We start from the raw sequence: 16,314 nt of genomic DNA on the forward strand, positions 1-16,314 counted from the left end.
GGGGGGGGGGGGGTGCCGCCAGAGACCGGCCGGCGGGGCGGGGAGCCGGTCGGCGAGCCATTGTGGCGGGCCGGCGCCGCGGACGTTCACCGCGAAGTCGAGCATGCCGGGCGCCACCGCCTGATCGCCGTGATAGCGCGCCCCGAGTTCCACAGGTAGACCCTAGTTCAGAGGTGCCGGAGGCCGAGAAGGACCAAATGGTCGCTCGCATGACCCGCAGAGCAGCCACTTGGTCCTTCTCGCGCAGAAACGATGCGCGCGGTGCGGGCGCCCAGATACATCAGGGACAATGACACCGTGACCCCGCAGTTGGTGCTATTCGACCTCGACGGGACGCTGACCGATTCTGCCGAGGGCATCGTCGCCAGCTTCCGTCACGCGCTCGCCGCCGTCGGCGCAGACGTACCTGACGGTGACCTGGTGACGCGCCTCGCCGGCCCGCCCATGCACGTGACGCTGGGCTCGCTGGGCCTGGGCGACCGTGTCGACGAGGCCATCGCCGCCTACCGCGCCGACTACACCACCCGCGGCTGGTCCATGAACCGCATGTTCGACGGCATCGAGGACCTGCTGGTCGACCTCCGGGCCGCCGGAATCCGCCTGGCGGTGGCGACGTCCAAGGCCGAGCCGACGGCCCAGCGCATCGTCGAGCACTTCGGCATCGACGGGCACTTCGAGGTGATCGCCGGCGCCAGCGTCGACGGCACACGGTCGGCGAAGGCCGATGTCGTCGCCCACGCGCTCGCCCAGCTGGCCCCGGTGCCCGACCGAGTGCTGATGGTCGGCGACCGGTCGCACGACGTCCACGGCGCCGCGCATCACGGCATCGACACCGTCGTCGTCGGGTGGGGTTACGGCGCAGACGATTTCATCGAGGGCTCGACGGTACGGCGGGTCGCCACCGTCGACGAACTGCGGGAGGTGCTGGGTGTCTGACCGCGTGCACGTGACGTTCATCTGTTCGGGCAACATCTGCCGGTCGCCCATGGCCGAGAAGATGTTCGCCCACCAGATCAGCGAGCGCGGACTGGCCGACCTGGTCCGGGTGACCAGCGCCGGCACCGGCGGCTGGCATGCGGGCGACCCCGCCGACAGCCGCGCCGAGCGGGTGCTGCGCGCGCACGGCTACCCCACCGCGCACGCCGCGGCGGCCATCAGCGAAGAGCACCTGGCCGCCGACATGGTCGTCGCCATGGGCCGCAACCACACCCGCATCCTGGGCGACCTGGGCGCCGACCCGGACCGGGTTCGCATGATGCGGTCGTTCGACCCACGGTCGGGCGCCCACGCGCTGGACGTCGAAGACCCGTACTACGGCGGCATCGACGATTTCGAAGAGACCTTTACCGTGATCGAGGCCTCCCTGCCCGGCCTGCACGACTGGGTCGACAAGCTACTGGCGGAACGAGGCGACTGATGCGCCGCCTCGGGTTCCTGCTGCGGCCGCAGTGGCTGGCCCTGTTCGTCGTGGTCATCGCGTTCGCCTACCTGTGCTTCACCGTGCTCGCGCCGTGGCAGCTGGGCAAGAACACCCGGACCTCGCGCGAGAACAACCAGATCGCGTCGTCGCTGAACACCGAGCCGGTGCCGCTGACCTCTGTGCTGCCGCATCAGGATTCGTCGGCCCCGGACTCCCAGTGGCGACGGCTGACAGCGACGGGCCACTACCTCCCCGCGGCAGAGGTGCTGGTCCGGCTGCGAACCAACGATGGTGACCCGTCGTACGAGGTGCTGACCCCCTTCGCGGTCGACGGCGGCCCGACGGTGCTGGTGAACCGCGGCTACATCAAGGCCGGTGAAGGCGTACCGCCGTTCGCGGCGCCACCGCCCGGAACCGTCACGATCACCGGTCGGCTGCGAGACGCCGAGCCACTCATGTCGGGCAAGGAGCCGTTCACAGAGAACGGTATTCGGCAGGTGTATTCGATCAACCTGACCCAGATCTCGCAGCTGACCGGCGTGCCACTGGCGGGTGATTACCTGCAGCTGGTCGACGGCCAGCCGGGCGGACTCGGCGTCATCGCACTCCCCCATCTGGACGCCGGCCCGTTCTTGTCGTACGGCATCCAGTGGATCGCGTTCGGCATCGTCGCACCGCTGGGGCTGGGCTACTTCGTAGTGGCCGAGATGCGGCAGCGCCGGCTGGAGAAGGCCCAATCCGGTTCGCGCACAGACACTTCGGGCGGACCGGACCCCGAGGGGCCGGCAGCCCCGGTCACTGCCGAGGAGAAACTCGCCGACCGCTACGGCCGGCGGCGCTGAGCCCGACAGCCACCAGGGCCGCCAGCGCCTGCACCCGGCGGGTCAGCCGTACCGCGCGACGCAGATCGGCAGGCACCGGAGCGGGCCCCGAACCCAGCGTCGGGCGCATCTCCAACCGGTGCGCATATTGCGTCGGTCCTCCGAGCCGCACACCCAGGGCGCCGGCGAAGGACGCTTCCGCAACACCCGCATTGGGGCTTGGGTGCTTGTGCGCGTCTGAGCGCCAGGCGCGCCACGCCGCGGCGGGCCGGCGGGAGGCCGCCATGACACACAGTCCCGTCACGCGGGCCGGCAGGTAGTTGAGGACGTCGTCGAATCGGGCCGCCGCCCAACCGAACCGGGCGTAGCGCGGGTTGAGGTGACCGATCATCGCGTCCAGGGTGTTGGCACCGCGGTAGACCAGCAGGCCGGGCACCCCGGCGACCGCACCCCACAGGATCGGCGCCACCTGCGCGTCGGAGGTGTTCTCCGCGACCGATTCCAGCGCGGCCCGGGCCAGCCCGTCCGCGTCGAGCGCCGATGGGTCCCGCCCGCACAGTGACGGCAGCAGCTCGCGGGCGGCAGTCACGTCGTCGCGCTCCAGCCGCACCGCCATCTCGGCGCCGGTACGCGCCAGCGACGTCCCGCCCAGCGCCGTGTACGTCGCCGCGGCGGTGACCAGGGTCTTCGCGACCGGCCCCCGAGCGGCGCGCTCCAGCCCCAGGCCCAGCGCACCCAAGCCCACCAACAGCGCGGCGGTGTGACCGGCACCGGCCAGCCGGTTGTCGGCGTACGTGCGGCGTTCCAGGGCAGCCGCGGCCGTGCCGAACAGGGCTACCGGATGGCCCCGCTGCGGGTCCGCCCAGCACACGTCGGCCAGGTAGCCGAGGGCCAGGCCGACCGCCCGTGGGGCGCTTCTGTCAAACACGCCGGGCAGCGTCTCACAAGGTGTTTACTCGGCTTCATGCGGCTCGGTCCCCCTCGGCACCCGACGCGGGTTGTCGACCTCATCAACCCCGCGGCGGTGTTGGCGCCGGCGGCCAACGTGATCATGCAGTTGGCCTTGCCCGGGGTGGGCTACGGCGTGCTGGAGAGCCCCGTCGACAGCGGCAACGTCTACAAACACCCCTTCAAGCGCGCCCGCACGACCGGCACCTATCTGGCGGCCGCGGTGTACGGCACCGACGACGACCGCGCGCTGATCCGCCGCGAAGTGGACCGCGTCCACGCGCTGGTGCGGTCGACGGCATCGAGCCCGGTGAAATACAACGCGTTCGACCCGAAGCTGCAGCTGTGGGTGGCGTCGTGCCTCTACCGCTACTACATCGATCAGCACGAGTTCCTGTACGGCCCGCTCAGCCCCGAGGCTGCCGATGCCATCTATCGGGACGCCCGGACGCTCGGCACCACGCTGCAGGTACGCGAGGGCATGTGGCCGCCCGACCGCGTCGCGTTCGACGAGTACTGGAAACGCACGCTCGATCAGCTACAGATCGACGAACCCGTCCGCGAACACCTGCACGGCGTGGCGTCGCTGGCGTTCCTGCCCACCCCGCTGCGCCAACTGGCCGGTCCCTTCAACCTGTTCGCGACGACGGGCTTCCTGCCTGCCGAGTTCCGCACCCACATGAAGCTGTCATGGACGCCGGGCCAGCAGCGCTGGTTCGACCGGCTGATGACGGCACTGCGGCTGGCCGACCGGATCATCCCGCGCGACGTGTGGCTACTGGGCTACCAGCTGTACCTGTGGGACATGCGGGCCCGCGCGCGGCGCGGAAAACCGGTGGTATGAGGCAACATTCACGATCAGGAGGCATCTCATGGCATTTGCAGCACTGAACCATGTCGCCGTCACCGTCAGCGACATGGCGGTCAGCGGACCCTGGTACCGCGCCCTGATCGGCGACGATCCGGTGCTCGACGAGCACACCGACGCCGGCTACCGACATCTGGTGTGGGCACTGCCCGGCGGCACGTTGTTCGGCATCCACGAGCACGACCGCGCCATCGAGCCGGGCCAGTTCAGTGCATTCCGGGCCGGCCTCGACCACGTCGGCTTCGGCTGCGCCTCCCGGGCCGAACTCGTCGAATGGGCCACCAAGCTCGAGGAGATGGGCATCGCACACGGCGGCGTCGTCGACGCGCCCTACGGCTCGGGCCTGAGTTTCCGCGACCCCGACGGCATCGCGCTGGAATTCTTCGCGCCGCCGGAGTGAGTCAGCGCGCGCTGAACTCGATCGGCAGCGCCAGCGGCCCCGAGATGCCCGTCAGCGGCTTCCACGGCACCGGGCCGGTGACGCGAACCGCGGTCAGCCGCGCGGTGATGACGCGCAGCGCCTCGGTCAGTTCGACACGGGCCAGGTGCGCCCCGAGGCAGTAGTGCATGCCGCCGCCGAAGGTCTGCATCGGTGCGGCATCCTGCCGGGTGATGTCGAGCCGGTCGGGATCGGCGAAAACCTGCGGATCCCGGTTGGCCGCAGCGGTATTGGCAATCACCACCGAGCCGGTCGGAAACGTCATGCCGCCAAACTCGACGTCGACGGTGGCGACCCTCATCGCACCGGGCACGATCGGCGTGTGCCGCATCAGTTCCTCGACCGCCTGGGGTGCGAGGTCCGGACGACGCGCCAGCAGCTCCCACTGCTCAGGGTGCGCGGCCAGCACCTGCACGGCGGCAGCCAGTTGATTGCGCGTGGTGTCGGTGCCGGCGATCAACAGGAGCGCCACCAGGTTCGCCAGCTCGTCGTGACTCAGGCGGTCGCCATCGTCTTCCGAGCGAATCAGTTCAGAGATCAGGTCGTCGCCCAACGACCGCCGGCGGGCGGCGATCAGCTGCTCGACATACGCGCTCAACTCCGTCCAGGCCCGCAGGATGCTGTCCGCATGCTCGGCGACGCCGAGCCCGAAGGCCTGCATGATGTCCGCCGCCCAACCGGTGAACAGCTGCCAGTCCGACGCCGGCGCACCCAGTAACGCGCAGATGATCGGGACCGGGTACGGCGTGGCGATATCGGCGACGACGTCGCACCGCCCCGCAGCGACCTGCCGATCCACCAGCTCGGTGATGACGTCCACACAGGCAGCCCGCATGCGTTCGGCCGCCCGCGGGGTGAACGCGCGGGCCACCAGCCGGCGGAGCCGTTTGTGTTCGGCGCCGTCCATGCTGACCAACAGTTTGGTGACTCGGTCCCAGATGGGCCCCGACGTGATCCCCTGCACCGCAAGCCCGTTCCCCTTCGGGTTGACCAACCTGGAGTCCCGCAGCACCGCGCGCACCAGGTCGTAGCTCAGTACTTCGGGTCCGTACTGCCCCAACGCGATCGGCCCGTGCCGCCGCGCTTCGGCGATGGCCGCACGGAACTCGTCGGGGGTGCTCTCGGGCCCGTAGGTCAAGGTCGGCAATGCCATTGCTGTGGTCATGCCTCGACTATCGCCGCGCAGCACCCGATGCTGCGTCGGCCGATGTGCGTAAAAATTCGCCGCGACATGCGTACGCCGAACCGACCACTGGACAACTATTGGCCATTTGGCTGATGCTTACGCCATCCGCACCGACGCAAGCTGACTGACATGAGCGAACTGCCGACTGGAACGGTCACGCTGCTGCTGGCCGACGTCGAAGGCTCGACGCGGCTCTGGGACACCCAGCCCGACATCATGCGTGCGGCGATCGCGCGCCTCGACGACATCCTCGCTACCGTCGCCGCCACCCACCACGGCGCGCGCCCGGTCGAACAGGGCGAAGGCGACAGCTTCGTCATCGCCTTCCAGCGCGCCGCCGACGCGGTGGCCTGCGCCCTGGATCTACAACGCGCCCCGCTGGCCCCGATCGCCCTCCGCATCGGGCTGCATACCGGTGACATCCAGCTGCGCGACGCGAACAACTACATCGGCCCCACCATCAATCGCGCGGCGCGACTGCGCGACCTCGCCCACGGCGGCCAGACGGTGCTGTCCGGGATCACCGAAGCTCTTGTCGCCGAGCAACTTCCGCCTGACGTCACGCTCGTCGACCTCGGCAGCTACGCCCTGCGCGACCTACCCCGCGCCGAGCACGTCGCCCAGTTGTGCCATCCCGACCTGCGCAACGAATTCCCTCCGCTGCGCACCGCCACGACCCACTACAACCTGCCCGTACAACTGACCAATTTCATTGGGCGCCAATCGGAAATCGACCACGTCCGGCGAACGCTCGACGACCACCGGCTGGTGACGCTGACGGGAGCCGGCGGAGCCGGCAAGACCCGACTGGCCGTGCAGGTGGCCACCATGGTTGCCGGCGAATTCGACGGTGTCTGCTACATCGATCTGGCGCCCATCAACCACCCCGAGGCCGTCGCAGTCACTGCAGCGCGGACCCTGAATCTCCCCGACCAACCCGGCCGGTCGACCACCGAGACCCTCCAGCGGTTCCTGCGTGACCGCCGCCTGCTGCTGGTGCTGGACAACTGTGAGCACCTGCTGGAGGCCAGCGCCCAGCTGGCCACCGCGATACTCGCTGGAGCGCAGCAGCTTTCGATCCTCGCGACCAGCCGCGAACCCCTCGGGGTCTCCGGGGAGGCGACGTGGCAGGTGCCGTCGCTGCCGTTGGCCGACGAGGCCGTCGCGTTGTTCGCCGACCGTGCGCGGCTGGCCCGGTCGAGCTTTTCCCTCACGGAGGACAACACGTCTTCCGTGACCGAGATCTGTCGCCGCCTCGACGGCATGCCGCTGGCCATCGAATTGGCCGCCGCGCGGGTCCGGACGCTGACGTTGACGGAAATCGTTGACAGCCTTCATGACCGCTTCCGCCTGCTGACGGGAGGCTCCCGCACGTCGGTTCGCAGGCAGCAGACGTTGCGCGCGTCGGTGGATTGGTCACATGCGCTGCTGACCGACAACGAACGAATCCTGTTCCGGCGGTTGGCCGTGTTCCTCGGCGGCTTCGACCTCGACGCCGCCCGCGCCATCGCCGGCGACGACACCATCGAGCGCTACCAGGTGCTCGACCAACTCACGCTGCTGGCGGACAAGTCGTTGGTGGTCACCGACGACACCGGCGGCCGTACGCGATACCGGCTGTTGGAGACCATGCGCCAGTACGCGCTCGAAAAGCTCGGCGAGTCAGGCGAAGCCGACACCATCCGGTCGCGGCACCGCGACTACTACACGGCGATGGTCTCGCAGCTGAGTGCGCCCGCGCGGGCCGGCCACGATCAACGCGTCGCGCAGGCCGAGTCCGAGATGGACAATCTGCGCGGCGCATTCGAATGGAGCCTGGAAAACCACGCGGTCGAGAACGCGCTGAGGCTCGCATCTTCGCTGGACGTGCTGTGGTGGACGCGTGGTCGCGTCCAGCAGGGCCGCACCTGGTTCAACGCCGCGCTACCCGACCACGAGCCGCCTGACGTCGCCCCCGCCGTCTACGCCCGCGCCCTCGCCGAGCATGCGTTTCTCGACACGTGGGTGACCGGTTCTGCCAGCACAGAATCCGCACGACGAGCCCTGTCCATGGCCCGCGAACTCGACGATCCGGCTCTGCTCTTCCGCGCGCTGACAGCCTGCGGCTTCACCTTGGGTTATACGGGCGAAGCGGAAGTCGCCGCAACCTATTTCGTCGAAGCCGGCGAGTTGGCCCGGGCGGTGGGCGACAGCTGGGCGCTGATCCAGATTCTGGCGTGGCAGGCCAACATCGCGCAGGCCGCGGGCTTCCCACTGACGGCGTTGCCCTACGCCGAAGAGGCCTGCGTGCTGGCCGAAGCACTCGACGACCGGCACGGTCTACGGATCAGTCAGGTCAGCCGTGCCTGGGTGCACGTTCAACGTGCCGAACTCGGCGCGGCCGTCACAGAGTTCCGCGCCATCCTGGCCGACGCGGAGGCCGCCCACGACGAAATGTCCGCGATCGGCGCCACCACCGGGCTGGCCGTCGCGCACGCCAACCAGGGCCACGCTGCGGACGCTCGCACCATGGCGTTACGCGCCGTCGAAATCGCACGAGGCCTCGACGTCTACTTCCTCGGCTTGGCCACCGGGACTCTGGCCATCGCCGAGCTGGCGGCCGACAACATCACCGCGGCACGCCAGGCCAGTACCCAGAACTGGGAGCAGCTCGGCGCCACACATCCCCAACTCGCGACGGAGCACCTGACCCACCACACCGTGCACTCCGCCCTGGCGGAGGGTGATCTGCCCCTCGCCCGCCATTGCGCCGAGACGTCTGCCGGACGGGCGACCGGCTGGCATCAGGCGGTTGCGCAGCTGGCGTGGTCCCGCATCGCGCAGGCCGAAGGTCAAGTCGACGAGGCTGAACGCCACGTGCATGAGGCCGTGGCCGCCGCCGCGGACAGCGGAGCCCTTCTGCCCCTGGCTGACATCCTGGAACATCTTGCCGCGCTTGCCCTCTGCCACGATGCCGCCCGCGCGACCCGGATTCTTGCTGCCGCCGATGCGTTCCGTCAGCGCACCGGCGTCGTCCGGTTGCCCATGTACGACGGTGCGTACGACGAATCCATCGCCTCCGTTCGCGCGGCGATGTCCCCGGAAGACTTCGCCGCGGCATGGGAGGAAGGCGCACGGCTGTCGACGGACGAGGCCATCGCCTACGTCCAACGCGGGCGAGGCGAACGACGGCGGTCCACGACCGGATGGGACTCGATCACCCGCGCCGAACTGGACGTGGTGAAGCTCGCCGGCGACGGGCTGGGCAACAAGGAGATCGCGGCGCGGCTGTTCGTCTCACCGCGCACGGTGCAGGCTCACCTGTCACACATCTACGCGAAGCTGGGACTGACGTCCCGGGTGCAACTGGCCCAGGAGGCCAACCGACGAGGACTACCGGCGGACGAATGTCGTTGACTGTCAACGGAATCAGTGGATTCCGGCCAAAGTGACGCGGGACCACCGCCTCAGGGCTATGGTCGAGACGTAGTCATGTGAGCTGGGACGCGGGGGTGCTTTCGTTCCTCAGCACGTGTTGGATGCCGTACCGGCCCTCGCGCCAGTTTGTTGCGTCTGCCCAACAAGAGGAGCTGTCATGAGCACAGCGGCCGAGCGCGCAGCCCAACTGGGCTTGGTGTCCCGACTGAAATCGTCCTATCCGGAACTTCCCGACGCCCCCTACCCCGACATGCTCGACTCCGCCCGCATCGCGGCGTACCTCAAACCCGTCCACGACGTGGGTGGCGAGCCCGACGCGCCCATGGAGTACGTCAACAAGCAGTACGAGCTGTGGGAACACATGACGTACGTGATCTGCGAGGTGCTGGCCTGGCGCGGCATCTGGCTGTCGGAGGAACGCCGCCGCATCGGCAACGTCGACGTCGGCCGCGCCGAGTACCTGGGCCTGCCCTATTACGGCCGCTGGTTGTTGTCGGTCGCCCGGGTCCTCATCGAGAAGCACCACATCAGCCTCGGCGAACTCATGGAGCGCATGGCTGAGGTCAAGGGACGGTACGAGGGCGGGCTCGACGGGAAGACCCTGGACGCCAGACCCAAATCCGAAGGCGACGGCGCGAACGTCAAACGCAACAAGCACCACATCGACGCCGTCGGCATCGGCGATCCGCAAATCTACGCCGGCAAGGCCGGCACGCCGAAGTTCAAGGTCGGCGACGCGGTGACGGTGCGCGAACTGCCCGTCATCTTCTACACCCGTACGCCCGAATACGTGCGCGGCGCGACCGGCACCATCGCGGCGCAGGCCTACGAAAGCCCGGCGCCGGAAGACGAGACCTGGGACATCCCCGAAGCGCCTCCGGAGTGGTTCTACGTCGTCCAGTTCAAGCAGTCCGAGCTGTGGGACGGCTACACCGGGCCGGCGAAAGACACGCTGCGCACCGAAATCCCCGAACGCTGGCTGGAAGCCGCCACGTAGCTCAATTCACTGTTGCCAGAAAGGATTTGCATGTCGGATCACCATCATGATCATGACCACGATCACGCCCGCACGGTGAAGCCCATGGTCGACGAGGTCACCGACTTCGAGGTGCTCGAGATCGCGCTGCGCGAATTGTGCATCGAGAAAGGCATTTTCACGGCCGAGGAGCATCGACGGTTCACCGAGTTCGCCGAGCAGATCGGCCCCACGCCGGCGGCCCGGTTGGTCGCCCGGGCCTGGCTGGATCCCGAGTTCAAAGAGCTCGCCGTCAACGACTCACTGGCCGCCAGCAAGGCCGTCGGTGTCGACTGGCTGGAGCCGACGGGCTTCGGCACCCCAAGCGATTTCGTGGCCTTCCAGATTCTCGCCGATACCCCCACGGTGCATCACGTGATCGTCTGCGCGTTGTGCTCGTGCTATCCCCGGCCGATTCTGGGGAACTCGCCGGAGTGGTACCGCACGCCCAACTATCGTCGGCGCCTGGTCCGCTGGCCACGCGAAGTCCTCGCCGAATTCGGGCTGTATCTGCCCGACGACATCGAGGTGCGGGTCGAGGATTCGAACCAGAAGCACCGGTTCATGGTGATGCCGATGCGCCCCGAGGGCACCGACGGGTGGACGGAAGATCAACTCGCCGAGATCATCACGCGCGACTGCCTGATCGGGGTCGCGCTGCCCAAGCCGGGTGTGACCACCAACGTGATCGTGAAAACCCGCCCGGCCATGCACCCGGGGACGGCCGGATGAGCGAGATCGCGCCACTGCGGGACATCGTGGCACGCGACCAGGTGTGGTCGCGCATGGCGGCCAAGTGGGGCGTCGAAAACCCGGTTCCCCCTTGGAAGACCAGTCTCGACGGACTGTGCGACGCGCTCGACCATTCCGCCTGCGACACCGAGGTACTCACCTTCAAAGAACGCCGCGACGAGGAGGACGCGCTCTCGGCCACCGTGTACGCGGGCGTGCCGTACCCGGAAAGCCAACTGGTCTCGCTCGCACACTCGCTCGTCGTCCGCGGCGTCATCAGCGAGGCCGAGTTGCAGGAACGACTCGCGAGTGTCCGAGCCAGGCTGGAGGCTTGAGGTCGCCGGTCACCGCCGCAGCCGCGGAACCAGCATCGGAACCTGCTCGCGATAGGTGCGGTACTGCTCGCCCAGCGCGGCGATGAGGTCCCGTTCCTCGAGCTGGAGCGCAACCAGGATGTACGCCGTCGTCGTGAGCGAGAACAACAGGTGCCCGGCCGTCATGGTCGGAGTCGACCAGAACGCGACGAGGAACCCCAGCATCAGCGGGTGGCGCACCAGGCGGTAGAGCAGCACCGTGCGGAAACCCTTCTCCGCATGGGCTTTCGACTGCCACGCGAGCACCACCTGGCGCACGCCGAACAACTCGAAGTGGTCGATCATGAAAGTCGACGCGAGGACCGTGACCCATCCCGCCGCGCCCAAGGCCTCGAGTGCCACACCGGCGGGCGCGTAATCCACGTGCCACACCGTCGTGTCGATCGCGCGCCACTGCCAGAACACCAGCGCCAGAGCCGATGACGCGAACAGGACGTAGGTGCTGCGCTCGATGGCTGTGGGCACGAAGCGGGTCCACCACCGCTTGAAGGCGGGCCGGGCCATCACGCTGTGCTGCACCGCGAAGACGGTCAACAGGCCGAGGTCGATGATCACTGCCTGCCAGACCGGTGCGTCGATCGCGCGGTCGACGCTGCGCGGCACGACGATGTCGGCGACGAACCCGATCGCGTACAGGAACACGCCGAGGAACAGCGCGTAGCTGACCGCGCCGTAGGCGAGCGCCGCGATGTGGGCCGCCCGTCTGTCACCGGGTTGGTGAGCCGTGGGGTGGTGCAGCACCGGACAGCTGGTGATCTTCACCGTCGGTGGTGTGGCGCTCATGGGACTTCCTCTCGGGTGGTGCGGTTTCGGATTCACCCGACAATCGGCCGTCGCCCTTCGCCAAAAGTTGCACGGCGATGAAATGGCGAGGTCACCTGCGTATTTCACGACTTCTTCAGTGCTCGACAACGCCGCCTGGGCACGGTCATGCCGTCACCAACGACACCTGAGGAGAACAGCAATGAACGGAACCAAATACCTGGGCGGTGTGGCCGCACTCGTGGCGATCGCCGGCCTGGCCACGGGCACCGCGATGGCGGCACCCGCTCAAACCGACGGCGCCACTCTGTACATCTGCCAGGACATCGGCAATCCCAGCAGCTACCGGATCACCGTCAAGGGTGCCTATCCGATGCAGCAGCCCGACGCGGCCGGCTATCTCATCCACATGAACGACGGAAACCACCCCGGCGGCACCGGTCCCGGCGGACTGCGGGTGCAGCTCAAGGGCGACGACCCCGGCAATTCCGATCCCGACATCGGCTATGGCTTCTACCCGACGACGCAGACCACGAGCGAGGGATACCTGCAGGCCGGTCCCAGCGGGCTCGAGTACCGACGCGAAATGGTTGTTCCCCGACCGAATTTCAACGAGGACTACAAGCAGCCCGGATCCGATGACGACACGGACGAGGTCTATGCCGTCGCGACGTTCCGCGACGGCGGCGGCGGGGAACGTCGCGCCGTCACCCAGGTCATCTCTCGCCATTTCGAGGTTCAAGGCATCTGCGACGGCTGCTGCCACTGAGCTGCCACATCAACCAGGAGGAACACGACAATGACCACCTACTCATGGCCGGCGAAACTCGCCGCGGCCGTTATCGCGCTGACCGCCGCCACCACCGCGCCGGCGGCCGCGGCCCCCAAGCCCAGCGGCGCAACGCTTTTCCTGTGCCCTGATTTCGGGAAGCCCGGCTACTACCGGGTGACGATCCGAGGCATCTTCCCCATGACGCAGGCCGATGCCGAGGGCTACCTCATTCACATCGACGACAACCCGGCCAAGCCCGGCCACATGGTCTATTACCTTCAGGACGACGACGGCAACGGCCACGAAGGTGACACCAGCATCGCCTACCTCACAGTGCCGCACCGGCATTCGGATGCCGGAGGCTTTCTGCGGGCCGGTCCGGGCGGGCTGGAATACCAACGCGAGTTGTCCGTGCGAGCCTACGACCTCGATGCCGACGGGACCAAGTGGTACGACCCCGACCGGGTTACCGGTGAAGACCTCGACGAGATCTACGCCGCGGCAACGTTCATCGACGCCGACGGCGGGGCGAGGACCCAGATCAGCCAGCAGATCGTCAAGGACTTCACGGCCCGCGGGGTGTGCGACGGATGCTGTTCCTAGCCCGCGTCTCACATGAAGCGGCGCAGCGCCGTTCGTGTGTACTCGACGATCTGCGTCCCCGTCAGCACGACACTGTCGACGCCGTCCAGCTCAGCCACCTGAGCGGCGTCCAGGGGCGGCCGCCGGCCCGCGGCAACAGCCGCGCGATGGAGCGCCGCGGCGTCGGCGACGGCACCCACCTGGAACAGGAACTGCGCCACGCGGCCCAGGTTGTCCCATTGCAGCGGAATGACTTTCGACGGGCCTGCGATCACGAACATCTCCAGCGTCGTGGTGAAGCCCCGCGCCGCGGCGACACGATCGCCGCGGGCGGCGTGAATGGTCGCCGACTCCATTTCGGCCATGGCGATCAGCCAGGTGTTCTCGACCGACGCCGCCAATTCGCGGGCGTCGCAGATGGTCAGCATGGCCTCGTCCGGCGCGCTGACTGACAACGCACGGGCCAGCGCACAGCGCGCCAGGGCTCGGGCTGTCGGGTTTCCCGTGCCGTCGGCGATCCGCACCGCTTCCTGCACGGCCGGCAACGCCGCATCATGCGTCCGCATCGCTTGGTGCCCAAGGGAAATCCGCTCGGCCATCAGGACCCTGCGCAGCGGGTCGGTCGTCTCCGTGTTCCGGGAGAACAAGTCCTCGAAGTAGGCCGTGCTGGTCACCGCATCGCCGTCGTTCATCGTGACGTCGGCAAGCACGTCGGCCGGATACGCGAGAAACGACACGCCCGCGCCGGGCTCGCGGCCTTCTGCCAGTGCGATGATCGTCCGCGCGTGCGCGAACTCCCCAAGTACCTGGTAGCCGCGTGCGACGGTACCGACCGCCGCCGGAAACAAGGGATGGTGGCGGTCGGCTGCCTGGATGGCCTGTTCCACCCAGTCCATCGGGTCGTAGCCGACGCGAAGGTGGATCTCCGGCAGCGACGTGGCCAGCCGAAGGGCAAGGTCGATGTCGTGGCTCGCCATCGCGAACTCGAAGGCCGTCCGCAGGTTGTCGAAATCCGGTGCGACGAAAGTGGTTCCGGCCTTGGGCAGTACCCGCTGCACCCATGCCGCCTCGTCACGCCCGCGCATGCCCGCCGACGCACGCTCGGCCAACTCGACAAAATACGTCGCGTGGCGCGACGCCACCTCGTCGATGGTTCCGTTGTCCCGCAGGCGTTCCCGGCCATAGGCCCGCAGGGTCTCGAGGACGTCGTACCGCGTGCCGCTCGGTCCGGTCCGTACCGTGACCATCGACTTGTCGACCAAGCCCATGAGCATGTCGAAAGCGTCGTCGTCGGTGGTGCCGGGATCGGCGCACACACCATGAACCGCGTCGATGTCGAAACCGCCGGCGAACACCGACAGGCGCGTGAACAACTGCTGTTCGGCCTCGGACAGCAGTCGGAATGACCAGTCGATGGTCGCCGTGACGCTCTGCTGGCGTGGGTGCGCGCCGCGCTTGCCGCCGCTGAGCAGCCGTAGGCGGTCCAGTCGATGGGCGACATCCGCGCTCGACATCGCCCGCATCCGCGCGGCCGCCAGCTCGATGGCCAACGGCACCCCATCGAGCCGCCGGCAGATCTCCGCGACGGCTCCGACCGGCTCGCGGTCGGGGTCGAAATCCGGCCGACTGGCCTTGGCCCGGTCGACGAACAGCGCGGCGGCGTCATCCTCCGACAACGGATGGACCGGCACGATGCGCTCGGCTTCCACACCGAGCGGTTCCCTGCTGGTCGTCAGTACCTGCACTCCGGGGCACTCGTAGGTGATCCGGTCGATCAGCGCGGCCGTCGTGGCCAGCACATGCTCGCAATTGTCGATGACCAACAGCATTTTCAGCGGGCGCAAGTGATCGATCACGACGTCATCGACGTCCTGACCGTAGCCGGTCTGTACGCGCAGCGCGGCCGCGACGGTGCGCCCGATCGCCGAACCGTCGCTCAGCGGTGCCAGCTCGCAAACCCACGCGCCGTCAACGAAATTGGCGGACTGCCGGGCCGCGGTCTCCAACGCGAGCCGGGTCTTGCCGACACCCCCGACACCCGTGAGCGTGACGACCGGTCCGTCCTCGAATGCGGCGATGACGCGGCGCACATCGTCATCGCGCCCGACGAGCCGCGTCGCCCGCCGCGGCACCACTGATTCAGCCACGGGAGCCACGACCGGCACCGCTACGGCTTGCTCGGCGGGCCGGTTCGGATCGCCGTCGAGGATCTGTTGCTGCACGGCCTGCAGAGCCGGACTCGGGTCGACACCCAACTCCTCGACGAGCCGTTCGCGCATCGCGCGGTACGTGTCCAGCGCAGCAGCCTGTCTGCCGCAACGGTATTGCGCCAACATCAGCTGGCCGGCCACCCGCTCGTCGAGCGGATGCGCCTGCTGCATCGCCGTCAGGTCGTTCAGCAACTCACCGTGACGCCCGGCAGCGAGTGCCGCGTCATTGCGATCGAGGACTGCCGCGAGACGCTCGGCCTGGAGCGACCCACGCACCTCGTTCGCCCACGGCGTGTCGAGCGTGGCGAACGGCTCACCGCGCCACAGCTCGAGCGCGCCGTCGAACAGGCGGGCTGCCTCAGCCGGGTTCGGCGCCGTCCGCGCCCGAGAAAGCATGTCCCGGAACAGGTAGACGTCGACGGTGACCGCATCGGCCTGCAATGTGTAGCCGGCCGGTCCCCGGACGATCTGCACCCCCTCGGCCTCGGAGACGAGCTGCCGCAGCCGAGAGATATACGCCGCCAACGCATTACGCGCCTTGTGCGGTGGCTCGTCAGCCCACACCCGGTCGATGAGCTGATCCGACGACACCGGCCGGTTGACGTCGACCAGTAACGACACCAGGACGCACCGCTGGCGGGCATGACCGACATCGAGGCGCCGGCCATCGACCAGCACCTCGACATCGCCGAGTACCCGAAACTCCACCGCCATCGACGTACAGCGTCCTCCAAGTTTCGGCGGGCCGCCCGGCAATCGCGGCAATCA

At 68.2% G+C, this 16,314-nt stretch carries 15 protein-coding genes and 1 pseudogene; 11 read left to right on the forward strand and 5 right to left on the reverse strand.

Annotated features, from left to right (window positions below; translation table 11 throughout):
* Positions 1–105: pseudogene (locus EB75_RS30295) on the reverse strand (Rv2231c family pyridoxal phosphate-dependent protein CobC); the annotation flags it as partial.
* A 147-nt stretch (positions 106–252) separates the two neighbouring features.
* Between EB75_RS30295 and EB75_RS14500 the strand changes: the two are divergent.
* The 3 genes from EB75_RS14500 to EB75_RS14510 are packed head-to-tail and all read left to right on the forward strand — an operon-like array spanning position 253 to position 2,262.
* Positions 253–936, forward strand: a complete 684-nt coding sequence (locus tag EB75_RS14500) for an HAD-IA family hydrolase (protein ID WP_073696079.1) — start codon at positions 253–255, stop codon at positions 934–936.
* Complete coding sequence (locus EB75_RS14505; RefSeq protein ID WP_073696080.1) at positions 929–1,417, forward strand: low molecular weight protein-tyrosine-phosphatase; 489 nt, start codon at positions 929–931, stop codon at positions 1,415–1,417. Before EB75_RS14500 ends, EB75_RS14505 begins: the two co-directional genes overlap by 8 nt.
* Positions 1,417–2,262 carry an SURF1 family cytochrome oxidase biogenesis protein gene (locus EB75_RS14510; protein ID WP_073696081.1) on the forward strand — a complete coding sequence of 282 codons (846 nt, stop codon included), beginning with the start codon at positions 1,417–1,419 and terminating at the stop codon, positions 2,260–2,262. The genes EB75_RS14505 and EB75_RS14510 overlap by 1 nt, the downstream gene beginning before the upstream one ends.
* Here EB75_RS14510 and EB75_RS14515 read toward each other — a convergent pair.
* On the reverse strand, positions 2,216–3,169 hold the full coding sequence (locus EB75_RS14515) for a cobalamin biosynthesis protein (protein ID WP_073696082.1): 954 nt from the start codon (positions 3,167–3,169) through the stop codon (positions 2,216–2,218). The two genes, EB75_RS14510 and EB75_RS14515, sit on opposite strands and share 47 nt — an antisense overlap.
* 36 nt (positions 3,170–3,205) lie before the next feature.
* Between EB75_RS14515 and EB75_RS14520 the strand changes: the two genes are divergently transcribed.
* On the forward strand, positions 3,206–4,033 hold the full coding sequence (locus EB75_RS14520) for an oxygenase MpaB family protein (protein ID WP_073696083.1): 828 nt from the start codon (positions 3,206–3,208) through the stop codon (positions 4,031–4,033).
* A 28-nt stretch (positions 4,034–4,061) separates the two neighbouring features.
* Positions 4,062–4,457 carry a VOC family protein gene (locus EB75_RS14525; RefSeq protein WP_073696084.1) on the forward strand — a complete coding sequence of 132 codons (396 nt, stop codon included), beginning with the start codon at positions 4,062–4,064 and terminating at the stop codon, positions 4,455–4,457.
* A 1-nt stretch (position 4,458) separates the two neighbouring features.
* Here EB75_RS14525 and EB75_RS14530 read toward each other — a convergent pair whose 3' ends face one another.
* Positions 4,459–5,661 (reverse strand): cytochrome P450, encoded by a 1,203-nt coding sequence (locus EB75_RS14530; protein WP_073696085.1) that lies wholly within the window; start codon positions 5,659–5,661, stop codon positions 4,459–4,461.
* Positions 5,662–5,811: 150 nt separating this feature from the next.
* Here EB75_RS14530 and EB75_RS14535 point away from each other — a divergent pair, with 150 nt between their 5' ends.
* From EB75_RS14535 to EB75_RS14550, 4 genes are all read left to right on the forward strand, one after another.
* The gene (locus tag EB75_RS14535; protein ID WP_073696086.1) at positions 5,812–9,078 is read left to right on the forward strand and encodes a LuxR C-terminal-related transcriptional regulator; all 3,267 of its coding nucleotides are present in this window, start codon (positions 5,812–5,814) and stop codon (positions 9,076–9,078) included.
* A 178-nt stretch (positions 9,079–9,256) separates the two neighbouring features.
* A complete protein-coding gene (locus EB75_RS14540; protein WP_073696087.1) occupies positions 9,257–10,096 on the forward strand; it encodes an SH3-like domain-containing protein in 840 nt (279 codons plus the stop codon).
* A gap of 30 nt (positions 10,097–10,126) precedes the next feature.
* Positions 10,127–10,846 (forward strand): thiocyanate hydrolase subunit gamma, encoded by a 720-nt coding sequence (gene scnC / locus EB75_RS14545; RefSeq protein ID WP_073696088.1) that lies wholly within the window; start codon positions 10,127–10,129, stop codon positions 10,844–10,846.
* Positions 10,843–11,181, forward strand: a complete 339-nt coding sequence (locus EB75_RS14550) for a thiocyanate hydrolase (protein ID WP_073696089.1) — start codon at positions 10,843–10,845, stop codon at positions 11,179–11,181. Before scnC ends, EB75_RS14550 begins: the two co-directional genes overlap by 4 nt.
* 9 nt (positions 11,182–11,190) lie before the next feature.
* Here the strand turns inward: EB75_RS14550 and mddA are convergent, their stop codons facing one another.
* Positions 11,191–12,003 (reverse strand): methanethiol S-methyltransferase, encoded by an 813-nt coding sequence (mddA, locus tag EB75_RS14555; protein WP_286150197.1) that lies wholly within the window; start codon positions 12,001–12,003, stop codon positions 11,191–11,193.
* Positions 12,004–12,184: 181 nt separating this feature from the next.
* Here mddA and EB75_RS14560 point away from each other — a divergent pair, with 181 nt between their 5' ends.
* Together EB75_RS14560 and EB75_RS14565 are read left to right on the forward strand one after the other, a co-directional pair.
* On the forward strand, positions 12,185–12,751 hold the full coding sequence (locus EB75_RS14560) for a hypothetical protein (protein ID WP_073696090.1): 567 nt from the start codon (positions 12,185–12,187) through the stop codon (positions 12,749–12,751).
* A 30-nt stretch (positions 12,752–12,781) separates the two neighbouring features.
* Entirely contained in the window at positions 12,782–13,357 is a 576-nt protein-coding gene (locus EB75_RS14565) for a hypothetical protein (protein ID WP_073696091.1), read from the forward strand.
* Positions 13,358–13,365: 8 nt separating this feature from the next.
* Here EB75_RS14565 and EB75_RS14570 read toward each other — a convergent pair whose 3' ends face one another.
* Positions 13,366–16,260 carry an AfsR/SARP family transcriptional regulator gene (locus EB75_RS14570; protein ID WP_073696092.1) on the reverse strand — a complete coding sequence of 965 codons (2,895 nt, stop codon included), beginning with the start codon at positions 16,258–16,260 and terminating at the stop codon, positions 13,366–13,368.
* Positions 16,261–16,314 lie beyond the last annotated feature (54 nt).

Origin of the sequence: Mycobacterium sp. ST-F2 (genome assembly GCF_001905655.1) — a bacterium.
Taxonomy (GTDB): Bacteria; Actinomycetota; Actinomycetes; order Mycobacteriales; family Mycobacteriaceae; genus Mycobacterium.

Bases quoted from the DNA above. Each gene is read 5' to 3' on its own strand.
- EB75_RS14500 (WP_073696079.1), top strand. From the start codon at position 253: ATGCGCGCGGTGCGGGCGCCCAGATACATCAGGGACAATGACACCGTG.
- EB75_RS14510 (WP_073696081.1), top strand. From the start codon at position 1,417: ATGCGCCGCCTCGGGTTCCTGCTGCGGCCGCAGTGGCTGGCCCTGTTC.
- EB75_RS14520 (WP_073696083.1), top strand. From the start codon at position 3,206: ATGCGGCTCGGTCCCCCTCGGCACCCGACGCGGGTTGTCGACCTCATC.
- EB75_RS14525 (WP_073696084.1), top strand. From the start codon at position 4,062: ATGGCATTTGCAGCACTGAACCATGTCGCCGTCACCGTCAGCGACATG.
- EB75_RS14530 (WP_073696085.1), bottom strand. From the start codon at position 5,661: ATGACCACAGCAATGGCATTGCCGACCTTGACCTACGGGCCCGAGAGC.
- EB75_RS14535 (WP_073696086.1), top strand. From the start codon at position 5,812: ATGAGCGAACTGCCGACTGGAACGGTCACGCTGCTGCTGGCCGACGTC.
- EB75_RS14540 (WP_073696087.1), top strand. From the start codon at position 9,257: ATGAGCACAGCGGCCGAGCGCGCAGCCCAACTGGGCTTGGTGTCCCGA.
- scnC (WP_073696088.1), top strand. From the start codon at position 10,127: ATGTCGGATCACCATCATGATCATGACCACGATCACGCCCGCACGGTG.
- EB75_RS14550 (WP_073696089.1), top strand. From the start codon at position 10,843: ATGAGCGAGATCGCGCCACTGCGGGACATCGTGGCACGCGACCAGGTG.
- mddA (WP_286150197.1), bottom strand. From the start codon at position 12,003: ATGAGCGCCACACCACCGACGGTGAAGATCACCAGCTGTCCGGTGCTG.
- EB75_RS14560 (WP_073696090.1), top strand. From the start codon at position 12,185: ATGAACGGAACCAAATACCTGGGCGGTGTGGCCGCACTCGTGGCGATC.
- EB75_RS14565 (WP_073696091.1), top strand. From the start codon at position 12,782: ATGACCACCTACTCATGGCCGGCGAAACTCGCCGCGGCCGTTATCGCG.
- EB75_RS14570 (WP_073696092.1), bottom strand. From the start codon at position 16,260: ATGGCGGTGGAGTTTCGGGTACTCGGCGATGTCGAGGTGCTGGTCGAT.